Genomic DNA, 14,643 nt, shown 5'->3' with positions numbered 1-14,643 from the left:
AAACTTACAGCTTTTTACTATTTGTGTTAGCAGCATAAGCTTGTTGTTGCCAAGCATTAAATAGCTTTTGTTGTTTAGCTGAAATTTTTAAACCATACGTTTTTTGCATGTAAGCGTACGCATCGGCAATGCGTTTACGTGCATGAACAGGCGGTTCAACAACACGTTGTTTAAAATTAACTTTAACCTCACAGCGACCATATTGCGTCGCGTTTTGGGCTAACATGCCAAAGCGGTAGTTTGAGCGATCGGCGTTAATTTCACCAATTGCAGGGGCTAAATTGTTTATATCGGCTTCCATCAAGCGAAACTTAGCGCTAACTTTGCGGCAGTTTTTACGCCCACCATCTTGCCAACATTGTAACTGGTGACCAAATTCCCATGCAGGGACAATATGTTCCCATTCAATTCGCAGGGCACGTTGATTTACTTTGCCTGAGCGGGTTAGTGTGTTGCGAGGCACGTAGCCACAATGGGTAGGGTCGGGTACCAACTTTTTGCCTTGTTTTTTTATATCGCAACCACAATAAATACTTTTAGCGTTTTCGGGAAGGGTATTAATTAAGTGCTTTTTGGCACTCGAAAACCGCGTAAATTGTTCGCCCATTGCTGAAAAACAAGCACAGCAAGCCAACAAAGCTAAAATAAACCGAATCATATCCATCACATACGTGAACTACAGGAGCGGCTAGTTTAAGGCCTAGAATAAAAAAGTAAACTGCCGCCGGCATGCTTTAATTTTAATTTGCGTATTTTGTGTAGGGCGTTTTTTAGGAGTAAATAGTGGGCAATATTCAGAGGCTAACGCTAAAAACGCGTTAATGCAGTGATTCCTGCGTTGTTGATTTGGTATAACGGTAAAACTGCGTTAAAGTTTGCAATGAGATTAATAGAGGGTAAAAACGAGATAATGTCGGAAATTCAATTTTTAAATGTAGATCTAGAGCTTGAGTCAAAGCAAGATATTAGCGTATTAGTTGCTGATTTAAAAAAGGTCGCAACTATTTTACATTATGATAAAGACGAATACCGTCAACTTGCTCGCATTGAGGTTGCAGGTGAAATAACCACGCCAGATAAAGCGATTAATCACTTGTGTGAGTTAATCGAGTCGTGTTCACGCAATGCATTAAAGCAATGGTTGAGTTGTTCACGCAGAACTTTCGATATTGGGTTTGAGTCTGGCACTTCGCCAAAATGCTTTAACCAAGCCTTACATGCAGATACCTTGTTACGTATATCTGCAATTGGTGCAGGCGTAGAAATTACTATTTACCCTTTCGAAAAGTAATTTAATTTCAACCTTGGTTAATTGACTTACTAGCCTTTTCGCTCTACTACGGCTGCGGTCATACGTGATACGCAGCAAAGCTCATTGCGGCTATTGGTTATTTTAATATCCCAAACCGAGCTGCGCTTGCCGATATGATAAGCTCTCGCTGTGGCCGTTAATGTGCCATTGCGTGATGCCTTTAAATGACTTGCACTGATCTCTTGGCCAACACAATAAAACCGATTGAAATCAACCACAAAATTAGCGGCATAACTTGCTACTGTTTCAGCAAGCACCACATTTGCACCACCATGAACGATACCCATAGGGTTATGATGCTCTGGAATTGCCGGCATAGTTGCCACTAAGTAGTCATCACCAATTTCACTGATTTCTATTCCCATGGTTTTCATGAGTGTCCCTTGGCCTGTAATACCTTGATCTAATTGCTTACAAAACTCTAATGTAATCGGTTGATGCCAAATACTCATGCTAGCTCCTTGGATAAGTAATTGAGAATTAAAATTTATTAATATGATAATGCGTTGCTAATAATTACATTTATCACCCTGCTTTTAAAGTAGGTTATTGTTTGATGATAACGGCATATAAGGCATTAATTTATATTTGCGATTTTTAAATAACTGTATATACTCACAGTTAATTGTACTGTATGGAAAACCAGTTGTATGCGACCATTAACGAAACGCCAAGCGCAAATACTCGAACTCATTAAAGTGTTTATTAAAGACACTGGTATGCCTCCTACACGTGCCGAAATTGCACAAACACTGGGTTTTAAAAGTGCGAATGCTGCAGAAGAACACTTAAAAGCACTGGCCAAAAAAGGTGTGATTAAAATGAAGCCAGGCGCGAGTCGGGGCATTCAGCTTGTTGAAGAAGAGGAGCCAGAGCAGTTAGGCTTACCTTTAATTGGCAGGGTGGCTGCCGGTGAGCCTATATTGGCGCAACAGCATGTAGAAAGCCACTGTAAAATTGACCCTTTAATGTTTAAACCTGCGGCCGATTTTTTATTGCGTGTTAACGGTATGAGTATGAAAGACATTGGTATTATGGATGGTGATTTACTTGCTGTGCATAAAACCCAAGTTGCCGAAAATGGACAAGTTATTGTTGCCCGTGTTGACGACGATGTAACCGTGAAGCGTTTAGAAAAAGCGGGCAGAAAAGTACTCTTACATGCTGAAAATGATGAGTTTTCAGCTATTGAGGTCGATTTAGAAAATGAGTCGTTCAATATTGAAGGCTTAGCGGTAGGTGTTATTCGTAACGCTGACTGGATGTAGTATTAAAGCATAATTTAGCGCTTAATAGTGATTAGGCGCTGGGTTTGTTAGCAGCACAATGTCTAACTTATCAAATGTATGACTATATGTTGTTAAGTGCTTCTCCTATCATAAATAAAATCACTAAATACTTTATAAATAAACAAATTTACTCTGCTTTTTTAAGTTAACAATTTTTTATATTTCTATCCTGTAATTTCAATACACCCCTTACTAAACCTGACTCTTAGATTAATTGCCTGACTAGTTGCTATTTTTTTAGCTGCGCATTTTAAAAAATACACCTTGTTTATTTTTCATACTCACCTTGCTTATTGTTTATTTTTTAACTAGTTATTAAAGAGCTGGAATAAAAATAACTCACAGCTTAGTCGTTTTGAGAACACACATTTACTAAATCCAGCACCCTTATAAAAAATAAAAATAACGAATAGGCGTTTAAGCCGTATGCCTCTTCGCTTTGCGTCAGCAATAGCATCAAAGGAGCCGTCACATGGGTAAGCTGAGTTCTTCCTTGTGGCTTATATTGTTTGTTTTTTCGCAGAATGTGCTTGCTAATAGCCAATATAATATGCGTAAAGGCGTAACCGATATAAGTAATAATGTATACCAACTGCACATGACTATTTTTTTAATATGTTGTGTGATTGGGGTGATCGTGTTTGCCATTATGTTTTGGGCACTCATTCATCATCGCAAATCTAAAGGGGCTGTCCCTGCCCAATTCCATGAAAGCACCAAAGTAGAAATACTGTGGACTGCGATCCCTTTTGTCATATTAATTGTTATGGCCATTCCTGCGACTAAAACCTTAATTGCCATGGAGGATGCCAGCAAAGCTGATCTCACCATTAAAATTACAGGCTCACAGTGGAAGTGGCATTACGAGTATATGGGGGAGGACGTTGAGTTTTATTCCATGCTAGCTACACCTCAAAATGAAATAACCAACCTTGCTGATAAAAACCCGAATTATTTACTCGAGGTCGATAAACCGCTGGTACTACCAATTAATCAAAAAGTACGTTTTTTAATGACTTCAGATGATGTTATTCACTCATGGTGGGTGCCTGACTTTGCCGTTAAAAAAGATGCAAACCCTGGGTTTATTAATGAAACATGGACCAATATTAATGAGGTTGGTACTTACCGTGGGCAGTGTGCAGAGCTTTGCGGTAAAGATCATGGTTTTATGCCTGTTGTGGTAGAAGCTAAAACAGAAGAAGACTTCAAAACGTGGTTAGCAGAGGCTAAACAAGCCAAGCAAAAAGCAGCTGCAGCAGACGCTGCGTTATTAGACCAAGTTGTACCAAAAGAAGAGCTGATGGCGCTTGGTGAGCAGGTTTATATGGCGAGCTGCGCGGCGTGCCATCAGCCAACAGGATTAGGCTTGCCGGGTGTTTTTCCGGCTCTTAAAGGCAGCCCAATAGTCATAGGTGATATCAAAGGGCATATAGATATTTTGCTCCACGGTAAACCAGGTACGGCTATGCAGTCTTTCGCAAAGCAATTATCAATCAAGCAAATAGCAGCTGTTATTACCTATAAACGCAACGCGTGGGGTAATGACACTGGTGATGTAATTCAACCGAGCGAGATACAAGCGGCACTGGATGCTGATGGGGAGGCTAAATAATGAGTAGCATTGCAGAACAACCTAATACCAATGAGGCTCATCATGCCCATCAACCTGCCACAGGCTTTAAGCGCTGGTTATTTACAACCAACCATAAAGATATAGGTAGCTTATATTTAATTTTTTCACTCACCATGTTTTTAATTGGTGGGGCAATGGCGATGGTTATTCGAGCTGAGTTATTTCAGCCGGGCCTACAACTGGTTGATCCTCACTTTTTTAATCAAATGACCACAGTGCATGGTTTAATAATGGTGTTTGGTGCGGTTATGCCAGCCTTTACCGGCTTGGCAAACTGGATGATCCCGCTAATGATTGGTGCGCCAGATATGGCCTTACCGAGAATGAATAACTGGAGCTTTTGGATTTTACCGTTTGCGTTTTTAATCCTATTAGCTTCATTATTTATGCCTGGTGGTGGCCCTGCATTTGGTTGGACCTTTTACGCGCCGCTTTCCACCACTTATAGTAACGACAACACAGCAATGTTTGTATTTGCTGTGCATATTATGGGTATTAGTTCGATTATGGGGGCCATTAATGTGGTGGTCACCATAGTAAATATGCGTGCTCCGGGTATGACGTGGATGAAGCTGCCGTTATTTGTGTGGACATGGTTGATCACGGCGTTTTTACTTATTGCAGTTATGCCGGTACTTGCTGGTGCAGTTACTATGGTGCTCACCGATAAATACTTCGCGACCAGTTTCTTTGATGCCGCTGGTGGTGGCGATCCGGTGATGTTCCAACATATTTTTTGGTTTTTTGGTCACCCTGAAGTTTATATTATGATTTTGCCTGCCTTTGGCATTATTTCTACGATTGTTCCCACCTTTTCACGTAAAAAACTATTTGGTTATGCCTCTATGGTGTATGCCACCTCCTCCATTGCCTTGTTGAGCTTTATTGTGTGGGCGCATCATATGTTTACCACTGGTATGCCCGTGGCGGGTGAGTTGTTTTTTATGTACGCGACTATGCTGATATCGGTACCTACCGGCGTAAAAGTATTTAACTGGGTAGCGACTATGTGGCGCGGGTCTATTAGCTTTGAAGTGCCAATGCTGTTTAGTATCGCATTTATTGTGTTGTTTACTTTAGGTGGTTTTTCGGGGTTGATGCTAGCGATTACACCTGCCGATTTCCAATATCATGATACCTATTTTGTGGTTGCACACTTTCATTATGTACTCGTAACGGGCGCGGTGTTTTCTATTATGGCGGGGGCTTATTATTGGCTGCCAAAATGGACCGGAAACATGTTCAATATTACCTTAGCAAAATGGCATTTTTGGTTGTCGTTAATAAGTGTAAATGTGCTGTTTTTCCCAATGCATTTTGTGGGGTTAGCCGGTATGCCACGCCGTATTCCAGATTATGCGCTACAGTTTGCTGATTTTAACGCCATTATTAGTATAGGTGGGTTTGCCTTTGGTTTATCGCAATTATTATTTGTGGTGGTTGTGTATAAATGTGCAAAAGGGGGCGACAAAGTGCCTGCAAAAGTTTGGGATGGAGCTGAGGGGCTTGAATGGGAAGTTGATTCACCTGCGCCTTATCATACGTTCTCAACGCCGCCGGACATTAAATAATGACTCACTTGCCGTTATTAAAAAAGCTGGTGGTGATTTGCATTGCAATGTTTGCATTTGCATTTGCCATGGTCCCTTTGTATGACGTGTTTTGCGATATAACGGGGCTTAATGGTAAGCCCTCGTTAGAGCAGGCACAGCAAAGTACCTTGGTCACTGAAAATAGAGAAGTCAGCGTTAGTTTCACTACGCATGCGCAAAGTGGTGCGCCTTTTGAAGTTAAATCTAAAGAGTACAGTGTAGATGTAAAGCCTGGGGCTATGCGTGAAGTTAAGTTTAGCGCTAAAAATAACAGTAATGAAGATAAAGTAATGCAGGCTATACCGTCGGTAGCACCAGGAAAAGCGGCCAAGTATTTACACAAAATAGCGTGTTTTTGCTTTGATCAGCAACCGTTAAAGGCAGGTGAAGAGCTGGAGTTTACATTATTGTTTTATGTAGATACTGAATTACCCAGTGATGTAGAAGAGTTAACCCTGTCTTATACCGTATTTGATATTAGCGAGCGGCTAGTAGCCAGTAATAACTAGCTTATAAAACTAGTGAAAAACTAGGAGCAAATAAAATGAATCAAAAATATGAACATTATTATGTACCAGAGCAAAGTCCATGGCCAATAGTTGGGGCAGTTGCGTTATTTTTTATTGCGGTAGGCGCAGCCTTAACCGTAATGGATATGGGCAAAGAGGGTGGTAATGGCGTTTACTTGTTATACGTAGGTATAGCTGTACTCCTTTACATGCTGTTTAGCTGGTTTAAAAATGTCATACACGAGTCTGATCAAGGGCTTTATTCTGCACAAATGGACCGTTCTTTTAGGCAAGGTATGAGCTGGTTTATTTTTTCAGAAGTGATGTTCTTCATGGCATTTTTTGGGGCGCTTTTTTATGCTCGCATGTTTTCTGTGCCTTGGCTTGGAGGTGCGGATAACAACGCCATGACAAATGAAGTATTGTGGCCGACGTTTGAAGCCATGTGGCCATTGCTAAATACCCCAGGAGGCACTTCGACCCAAGCGATGGGCTGGCAAGGGTTGCCGCTTATCAACACCCTTATTTTGCTGGCCTCGTCGGTAACTTTACATTTTGCCCATGTGGCGATGGAAAATAATAAACGTACCCCACTCAAAGTATGCTTGGGAGCGACCATTTTACTCGGAGTGTGCTTTTTAGGGCTGCAGGTAGAAGAGTATATATATGCTTATAACGATCTTAACTTAACCCTTGATGCGGGCATTTATGGCAATACCTTCTTTTTGTTAACCGGCTTTCACGGCATGCACGTCACCTTAGGAACAATTATTTTATTGGTGGTGTTTTTACGCATTATGAAAGGACATTTCACTAAAGATAAGCACTTTGCCTTTCAAGCTGCAGCTTGGTACTGGCATTTTGTTGATGTTGTTTGGCTGTGTTTGTTTGTATTTGTGTATGTGCTTTAGTGATTAAGGGAGACTGATTTGCCTTAATAAAACCAAGTTTTAGTGCGGCAATCACCATCACTAATACCACAACAGAAAATAACACCCGACGCCCTAAAAAGTGAGACATAGGGCGTCCATTGGTTTTCCCTGACACCATAATTAATAAAGCACGAAATAAATTAAATAATATAAATAATAACAGTAGAACAATAATAATTTTAATAATCACTGGATTATACCCTTATGCAGTTAGTTGTATTTAACAAACAAAAGCTTAGCTCAATAATAACAATTTGCTTGGTTGTTATTGTGGTATTGGTTTGTGTGCGACTAGGGTTTTGGCAATTACAGCGAGCAGAACAAAAGCAACAGCAGCTTAGTGCCATTGAAAATATACAACAACATGGCGTAATGAGCTGGGCAGAGTTACAACAGCTGCCAAAAGAGTGGAACAAAACCGGTGTATTGGTTTCGTTAAATGGTTATTTTGACACTAATAATTATTGGTTGCTTGATAATCAAATCTATAATGGTCAGGTTGGTTACGACTTACTGGCATTATTAAAACTGTCTGATGAATCACGCTTTTTGTTAGTGAACTTAGGCTGGGTAAAAGCAGAACGTTCAAGAGAAATCCTACCAAACGTAACAATACCTAGTGGTAAATTTACGTTAACGGCACAAATTAAAGAAGATAATTTAAGTGGCTTTACCTTAGCCAATAACAATACTCAGTCGGATTTAGCCAAACGAATTCAAATCATTGATTTACAAGCATTGAGTAGCCAATCTAATCGCCCTTTAGTGAATTTTATGGCTTACCGCCAAGGTCAAGCTGATGAAATTGCTGCCCCTCATTATGAAGCCGTTGTTATGAGTCCAGAAAAACATTATGCCTACTCAGTACAGTGGTTTTTAATTGCGGTTGCCTGTGTGGTGGTCGCTATTTTTGCAAGCAGGAAGAGGATAGATAATGAAAAATAAACCCCTGTTACTCTTTGCTGTGTGCTGCGCTATTCCCTTAGTGCTGGCTTACAGCGCGTTAAAACTTGATTGGCTACCTACAGCAATTACTAACCATGGTGAATTTTTAGAGCGTGAAATTAAGCTAGACAATTGGGCGCAGCATAATCCTAAGCAATGGACCATCGCTTTAAATTATTCAGCACAATGCAAAGCGTCTTGCACAGAGCAATTAGCCGCTTTAGACAATTTATATGTTGCCCTTGGCAAAAACCAACACAAAGTTGATATGGCTATTATGGGACAGCCTGAGCTAGTTACAACGCGTTGGCATGTTATTGATGAGCAACAGCAGTTAAAACCTGCCAGTTTGTATTTAATCGATCATATGGGGCTAATTGTACTGGAGTATCCATTTAGTTCTCAACCACAAGAAAACCGTTTGATCCAAAAAGGGTTATTAAAAGATCTAAAAAAATTACTCAATTACTCTCGTTCGAGCTAAGTAGAGGATGCTATGTATAAAAACTATAAAAATTTGGTATTAGCAACGAGTTTATTCGCATTAATTGTGGTGGCTCTGGGCGCATACACGCGTTTAAGTGACGCAGGGCTTGGTTGTCCCGATTGGCCTGGTTGTTATGGCTTTTTAACCGTGCCTAAACACGAAGCAGAGATTGCACAAGCGATTCAAAGTTATCCCGATATGATATTTGAAAAAGCAAAAGCATGGAAAGAAATGATCCATCGCTACTTTGCAGGCACGCTTGGGGTATTAATTTTAGTGTTGTTTATTTTAGCTTTTCTAAAGCGTCAGTACCCAACCACGCCTGTAAGGTTGCCTATGATATTGCTGCTGCTTGTTATTTTTCAGGCCGCATTAGGTATGTGGACGGTTACTATGAACCTACAGCCGCTTATAGTTATGGGGCATTTGCTCGGAGGATTTAGTATTTTAGCGTTATTAACGCTATTGTATTTGCGTCTGACCAGCCAACCTATTACGGGTGGTGATGCGGGCGCAAAACCTCACTTTAAATTAAGCCTCGTGGCATTAACGGTACTGATTTTACAAATCGCCCTTGGTGGTTGGTTAGCGGCTAATTATGCGGCTCCACATTGTAATGGCTTACCGCTGTGTAGTTACGCTCAGCCTTTTTCATTCAGTAGTGTCTTTCAGCTCCCCCTTGAGCACAGTAATTATGAATTTGGTGTGTTGTCGCAACAGGCGCGTATGTCTATTCATTTACTGCATCGAATATGGGCCTTAGTTACTTGCATTGTTTTAGCCTTGGTGATGTGGCGTATATACAGTCATGCCTATTCGCAAAAAATTAAAAGCTGTACGGTGAGTGTGTTAGTGGCGTTATTCTGCCAGATAGCTTTAGGGTTAGCCGTGGTGCATTTTCATTTTCCGTTAGGCGTGGCACTGGCGCATAACTTAATGGCTGCCATACTGTTATTAACTATGGTTAGGTTATGTTATTACCTAAAAGTACGTACTTAGAGGGGAATGATTATGGCACTTACAATTAATAAAAAAGCAATGCAGCCCGTTTACAGCGCATCGTTATTGACTAAAAGTTACCACTTAATCCAAGATTATTTGGCAATAAGTAAATTTAAAGTAGTGGCTATGCTAGTGTTAACAGCATGGGTTGGCTTAGCGCTAGCCCCTGATGTTGGCAGAGGTGTTGGGGTTCAGTTCATCAGTTTATTAGGGATTGGATTACTCTCTGCGGCCGCCGCAGTCATCAATCATGTGGTTGATAGCGAAATTGATAGCAAAATGGCACGCACCCGCCATCGCCCTGTTGCTAAAGGGCGTTTAAGTAAATTACATGCACTGAGCTTTGCTGCTGTGATTGGCGTTGCGGGCTTTATTATGCTGATGTTGTGGGCAAATACGCTCACAGCCATACTGACCTTATTTGCACTTGTTGGTTATGCGTTTATTTATACGTCATTTTTAAAACGTGCCACACCACAAAATATAGTTATAGGGGGATTAGCCGGTGCAATGCCTCCATTACTCGGTTGGGTGTCTGAAACAAATCAAATGGCGGCAGCCCCTTGGTTGCTGGTGATGATTATATTTACCTGGACCCCACCTCATTTTTGGGCGCTCGCCATCGCGCGTAAAAGTGATTATGAGCGGGCTAAAATCCCCATGTTACCGGTCACCCATGGTATCGATTTTTGTAAAACATGCGTGCTTGCATATTCGGTATTACTCGCCATTGTATGTGTGTTTCCTTATTTGATTGGCATGTCAGGGCTTATTTATCTAAGCGGGGCATGTCTTCTCAATATTGTATTTATATACAAAGCAATTAACTTAAAGTTTGCCGCCAAAGAAGACACTGCGATGGATTTATTTCGTTTTTCGATTATTCATTTGATGATACTATTTATCATCTTATTTATAGATAAATGGCTAGTTATATGAAGCAGTTATGGTGTGGTTTAGTTGTTTTTTCAGTACTCTTTTTATCGGCCTGTAGTGATAAAAAAAATTTACAAGATCTTGATGCGTTAGTTTATGAAACCGCAAAACCGTTATCTGACTTTTCGTTGAGTGATCAACAAGGGAAGTTAGTAACCAAACAGCAGTTTTTAGGCCAGTGGAATTTAGTGTTTTTAGGTTACACAAGTTGCCCTGATATTTGCCCGATGACGCTAGCTAAGCTCAACAATGCCTATAAAAATTTGCAGGCTGAGTATCCACTACAAGTATGGTTTATATCTGTTGATCCTAAACGTGATATTGCTCAAAAACGTAAAGAGTACATAGATTACTTTAATCCAGATTTTTTAGCTGTATCAGGTGAACATAAAGACTTATTTCCATTTGTCCGCGAGCTTGGATTAATTTACGCAATTAGTGATAGTAATGAATCCGACTATGCGGTGGATCATAGTGCATCTGTTGCCCTTGTTGATGGCAGTGGCGCACTAAGAGCTATTTTTAAGCCTGAATTTAAACAAGGAGATGTGCCTTTGGTTAATACTACAAAATTAACCGCAGAATTTATTAAAATAGCCGAATACTACAAAAACTAGCTTTTAAAGGTTTTACGATTTTAAAGGGGCTTTATGCCCCTTTTCGCGTTTTTTATTAACGGTTTTTAATTAATTAGTTATTTTTTAGTCGTTTTTATGGCGTTTTCATTATCTCGGTCTAAGCTTTTGTTATGGATTGAGTTGATAAGGAAAAGCTTAAAAAATGCTTAAACTACCAAACGAACTTTCAATTGTTCATGTTGAAGTTTTACATCAAGATTTATTAAGCGAACTTAATAATAGCCGAGATATTTGCTTAGATATTAGCGATGTAATGTCTGCTGATACGGCCTCGGTTCAACTTTTATGTGCCCTACAAAAACATCTCCTTACTATTAATCAAAAAATTGCCTGGGTTGGCAGTAGTGATGCATTAACCAATGCCATTGATCAACTCGGTTTAAGTGAATACCTAGCACCAGAAAGTACTAATTAGAGGTCTATATGAAAAGAATATTAGCTGTAGATGATTCTGCATCAATGCGTCAAATGGTGAGTTTTACGTTAAAAACAGCAGGGTTTGATGTTACCGAAGCCAAAGACGGTAGTGAGGCATTAGCGATTGCCAAGCAGCAAGGTTTTGATGCAGTTATTTCTGATGTAAATATGCCTGTTATGGATGGGATCACGCTTATTAGAGAGTTAAGAGGGCTTCCGAATTACAAGTTTACACCGCTACTTATGTTAACCACAGAATCGGGTATGGATAAAAAGGTAGAAGGGAAAGCTGCTGGGGCAACAGGGTGGATTGTAAAGCCCTTCAATCCAGATCAACTATTAGCCGTGCTAAAAAAAGTAATCCGCTAACCTAGGAGTGCACTGTGAGTATTGATTTAAGCCAGTTTTTTGAAGTGTTCTTTGAAGAGAGTTTTGAAGGCCTCGATGTTATGGAGACTGAATTACTCAACTTAGTGCCGGGCGAAGAAGACTTAGAAACCATTAATACTATTTTTAGGGCTGCCCATTCTATTAAAGGAGGCAGTGCTACCTTTGGGTTTAATTCAATCGCAAACTTCACTCATGTTCTAGAAACATTACTGGATCAAATACGTGAAGGTCAGCGAAATATAAGCAGTGAACATATTAACTTATTACTTAAATCAGTAGATTGTTTAAGAGCCTTGTTGCATTCGCTTAAAGTACAGGAAGAGCCTGATTTAAGCCAAGCTGACTCATTACGAGAGCAGTTTGAAAGATTACTTGGCATGCCTGAAAGTGAAGCCGTAGTGGCAGAAGCCAGTGTTGAACAGGTCATTATTAATACTTATCAAATTGATTTTAAACCGCATTTTCATTTGTTTAAAACGGGTAACGAACCGCTGTTTATGATCAGTGAATTAGCTGAACTTGGTGAATTGGAAGTACAAGCGTTTACAGATGTCATACCTGATATTAAAGATTTAACGACCGATGAATGCTTTTTATATTGGCGATTTTTCTTAAACACTGACCGTGACGATCAAGCAATTAGAGAAATTTTTGAGTGGGTTGAGGACGATGCCGATATTAAAATTGAGCTTTGCGGTGGCTTATTTAATGATGGTAAAGCAGCAGAAGCTGCAGTGGTCAACGAACCTGTTATTGAAACACCAAAAACGGTTGTTGAACCCAAAACCAATAAACCAAAAGCACCAACCAGTGCAAAAGCAGCGCCTGAGTCAACTTCCATTCGTGTTGGCATTGATAAGGTCGACTCACTGATTAATATGGTTGGAGAGTTGGTCATTACCCAAGCGATGCTAAATCAGCTTAGCGAACAAGAAATGACGCCTACCACGGTGACCTCGCTTCAAGAGGGGCTTGCGCAATTAGCGCATAACACCCGCGACTTACAAGAAAACGTGATGCGTATTCGCATGCTGCCAATTAACTTTGTGTTCAGTCGTTTTCCACGTTTAGTACGTGATATTGCCCAAAAGCTTAATAAAGAGGTGGAGTTAAAGCTGATAGGAGAACAAACAGAATTAGATAAAACCGTTATGGAAAAAATATCCGATCCTATGGTGCATTTAGTAAGAAACTCATTGGATCATGGTATTGAAACGGTAGAAAAACGTATTGCAGCAGGAAAAGATCCTGTGGGTAAGGTTACATTAAATGCCTTTCATCAGGGCGGCAATATCGTCATTGAAATTATGGATGATGGCCAAGGTCTTAACACTCAAAAGATCAAAGAAAAAGCGATTACCAATGAAGTGATCGCCGCTGACAGTGAGCTAACAGATGATGAAATTAACGAACTCATTTTTATGCCAGGATTTTCTACCGCTGATGAGGTCAGTGACTTATCTGGCCGTGGTGTGGGTATGGATGTGGTTAAGCGTAATATTCAATCATTAAATGGCTCGGTAGAAGTGACATCTGCTGCTGGAATTGGTTCTACTTTTACTATTCGGCTACCGCTCACTTTAGCTATTTTAGATGGGCAATTAGTCAAAGTAGCCAAGCATACTTACATTATTCCACTGATCTCGATTGTAGAATCGTTGCAAATTGATATTGCAAAAGTAAGCCGTGTTGGTAAAGACCTAGATGTACTCAGATTACGTGATGAATACATTCCTATTTTACGTTTATACGACATTTTTAATCACCAAAATGCCATTGAATCGTTAGATAAAACCTTACTAGTTGTCGTGGAAAACGATAATCAAAAAGTAGGGTTACTTGTCGACGATTTACTTTCACAACAGCAGGTGGTTATAAAAAGCTTAGAGGCTAATTACCACAAAGTGGATGGTGTGTCGGGGGCAACGATTTTAGGTGATGGGCGTGTTTCGTTAATTTTAGATATTAGCGGCTTGATAAAGCTTTCAGGGTTAAAAAAGCCAGGTAGCCAAGCATTGAGTATTGAGCCATCGACCATCTTGGAGGATTCATGTTCTCTGAATCAATAGCATTAAATAGCAATATTGAACTACAGCGCAAAGAGGGCATTAAGCAGTTTCTCACCTTTATTATGGCTGAAGAAGAGTACGGAGTAGATATATTAACGGTGCAAGAAATTCGTAGCTGGGAAGATATAACCGCACTGCCAAATGCCCCTGAGTACGTAAAAGGCGTGATTAATTTACGCGGCACCATTGTGCCAATTATTGATTTACGATTGCGCTTTGGTTTACCCACCATTGAGTATGGACCGTTAACGGTAGTCATTATTGTAAAAGTTGAGTTTGAGCAAGAAAGTAAAGTGATGGGGATCACGGTAGACGCCGTAGCGGATGTTTACAGTATTGCTGAGCAAGACGCTAAAGCAGTGCCGAGTTTAACCCAAACAAATGAAAGTGAATATGTCGCAGGGCTAGTGAATGTGGGTGATAAAATGGTCGCGCTAATTAACCTGCAGGCAACCATGAATATTTAGCGGTAATAGTAACTAAATAAAG

At 40.2% G+C, this 14,643-nt stretch carries 18 protein-coding genes; 15 read left to right on the top strand and 3 right to left on the bottom strand.

What is annotated here, in order from left to right:
* Nucleotides 1–4 precede the first annotated feature (4 nt).
* A complete protein-coding gene (locus KK487_RS14745) occupies nucleotides 5–658 on the bottom strand; it encodes an endonuclease (RefSeq protein ID WP_028834827.1) in 654 nt (217 codons plus the stop codon).
* 252 nt (nucleotides 659–910) lie between these two features.
* On the opposite strand from KK487_RS14745, the gene KK487_RS14740 reads away from it, so the two are divergent.
* Nucleotides 911–1,291, top strand: a complete 381-nt coding sequence (locus KK487_RS14740) for a hypothetical protein (RefSeq protein WP_013466145.1) — start codon at nucleotides 911–913, stop codon at nucleotides 1,289–1,291.
* Nucleotides 1,292–1,320: 29 nt separating this feature from the next.
* On the opposite strand, the gene KK487_RS14735 is transcribed toward KK487_RS14740, so the two are convergent.
* Nucleotides 1,321–1,764, bottom strand: a complete 444-nt coding sequence (locus KK487_RS14735) for a PaaI family thioesterase (protein WP_013466144.1) — start codon at nucleotides 1,762–1,764, stop codon at nucleotides 1,321–1,323.
* Nucleotides 1,765–1,962: 198 nt separating this feature from the next.
* On the opposite strand from KK487_RS14735, the gene lexA reads away from it, so the two are divergent.
* The 5 genes from lexA to KK487_RS14710 all read left to right on the top strand — a co-directional run bounded on the left by lexA (nucleotide 1,963) and on the right by KK487_RS14710 (nucleotide 7,249).
* Nucleotides 1,963–2,580 (top strand): transcriptional repressor LexA, encoded by a 618-nt coding sequence (lexA, locus tag KK487_RS14730; RefSeq protein WP_008114166.1) that lies wholly within the window; start codon nucleotides 1,963–1,965, stop codon nucleotides 2,578–2,580.
* 493 nt (nucleotides 2,581–3,073) lie between these two features.
* The gene (gene coxB / locus KK487_RS14725; protein WP_013466140.1) at nucleotides 3,074–4,216 is read left to right on the top strand and encodes a cytochrome c oxidase subunit II; all 1,143 of its coding nucleotides are present in this window, start codon (nucleotides 3,074–3,076) and stop codon (nucleotides 4,214–4,216) included.
* Entirely contained in the window at nucleotides 4,216–5,808 is a 1,593-nt protein-coding gene (gene ctaD, locus KK487_RS14720) for a cytochrome c oxidase subunit I (protein WP_028834828.1), read from the top strand. The genes coxB and ctaD overlap by 1 nt, the downstream gene beginning before the upstream one ends.
* Nucleotides 5,808–6,338, top strand: coding sequence for a cytochrome c oxidase assembly protein (locus KK487_RS14715; protein ID WP_013466139.1), 531 nt, complete (start codon nucleotides 5,808–5,810; stop codon nucleotides 6,336–6,338). The genes ctaD and KK487_RS14715 overlap by 1 nt, the downstream gene beginning before the upstream one ends.
* Before the next feature lie 35 nt (nucleotides 6,339–6,373).
* Nucleotides 6,374–7,249, top strand: coding sequence for a cytochrome c oxidase subunit 3 (locus tag KK487_RS14710; protein ID WP_028834829.1), 876 nt, complete (start codon nucleotides 6,374–6,376; stop codon nucleotides 7,247–7,249).
* On the opposite strand, the gene KK487_RS18650 is transcribed toward KK487_RS14710, so the two are convergent.
* Nucleotides 7,152–7,460 carry a DUF2909 family protein gene (locus tag KK487_RS18650; protein WP_081745118.1) on the bottom strand — a complete coding sequence of 103 codons (309 nt, stop codon included), beginning with the start codon at nucleotides 7,458–7,460 and terminating at the stop codon, nucleotides 7,152–7,154. The two genes, KK487_RS14710 and KK487_RS18650, sit on opposite strands and share 98 nt — an antisense overlap.
* Nucleotides 7,461–7,474: 14 nt before the next feature.
* Here KK487_RS18650 and KK487_RS14700 point away from each other — a divergent pair, with 14 nt between their 5' ends.
* The 9 genes from KK487_RS14700 (at nucleotide 7,475) to KK487_RS14660 (ending at nucleotide 14,621) form a co-directional block, all read left to right on the top strand.
* Nucleotides 7,475–8,215 (top strand): SURF1 family protein, encoded by a 741-nt coding sequence (locus KK487_RS14700; protein ID WP_013466137.1) that lies wholly within the window; start codon nucleotides 7,475–7,477, stop codon nucleotides 8,213–8,215.
* Nucleotides 8,205–8,699 (top strand): hypothetical protein, encoded by a 495-nt coding sequence (locus KK487_RS14695; protein WP_013466136.1) that lies wholly within the window; start codon nucleotides 8,205–8,207, stop codon nucleotides 8,697–8,699. The genes KK487_RS14700 and KK487_RS14695 overlap by 11 nt, the downstream gene beginning before the upstream one ends.
* 12 nt (nucleotides 8,700–8,711) lie before the next feature.
* Nucleotides 8,712–9,701 (top strand): COX15/CtaA family protein, encoded by a 990-nt coding sequence (locus KK487_RS14690; protein ID WP_024602181.1) that lies wholly within the window; start codon nucleotides 8,712–8,714, stop codon nucleotides 9,699–9,701.
* A 12-nt stretch (nucleotides 9,702–9,713) separates the two neighbouring features.
* Entirely contained in the window at nucleotides 9,714–10,643 is a 930-nt protein-coding gene (gene cyoE, locus KK487_RS14685) for a heme o synthase (RefSeq protein ID WP_013466134.1), read from the top strand.
* Entirely contained in the window at nucleotides 10,640–11,257 is a 618-nt protein-coding gene (locus KK487_RS14680) for an SCO family protein (protein WP_028834830.1), read from the top strand. Before cyoE ends, KK487_RS14680 begins: the two co-directional genes overlap by 4 nt.
* A 163-nt stretch (nucleotides 11,258–11,420) precedes the next feature.
* Complete coding sequence (locus KK487_RS14675) at nucleotides 11,421–11,693, top strand: STAS domain-containing protein (RefSeq protein WP_024602184.1); 273 nt, start codon at nucleotides 11,421–11,423, stop codon at nucleotides 11,691–11,693.
* An 8-nt stretch (nucleotides 11,694–11,701) separates the two neighbouring features.
* Nucleotides 11,702–12,064, top strand: coding sequence for a response regulator (locus tag KK487_RS14670; protein ID WP_013466131.1), 363 nt, complete (start codon nucleotides 11,702–11,704; stop codon nucleotides 12,062–12,064).
* 14 nt (nucleotides 12,065–12,078) lie between these two features.
* The gene (locus KK487_RS14665) at nucleotides 12,079–14,154 is read left to right on the top strand and encodes a chemotaxis protein CheA (RefSeq protein WP_013466130.1); all 2,076 of its coding nucleotides are present in this window, start codon (nucleotides 12,079–12,081) and stop codon (nucleotides 14,152–14,154) included.
* Nucleotides 14,136–14,621, top strand: a complete 486-nt coding sequence (locus KK487_RS14660; RefSeq protein WP_013466129.1) for a chemotaxis protein CheW — start codon at nucleotides 14,136–14,138, stop codon at nucleotides 14,619–14,621. Before KK487_RS14665 ends, KK487_RS14660 begins: the two co-directional genes overlap by 19 nt.
* The last annotated feature ends 22 nt before the right edge of the window (nucleotides 14,622–14,643 follow it).

Source organism: Pseudoalteromonas sp. SiA1 (assembly GCF_018732205.1).
Lineage (GTDB): Bacteria > Pseudomonadota > Gammaproteobacteria > Enterobacterales > Alteromonadaceae > Pseudoalteromonas > Pseudoalteromonas tetraodonis.
This window is presented reverse-complemented; position numbering and strand designations above follow the sequence as displayed.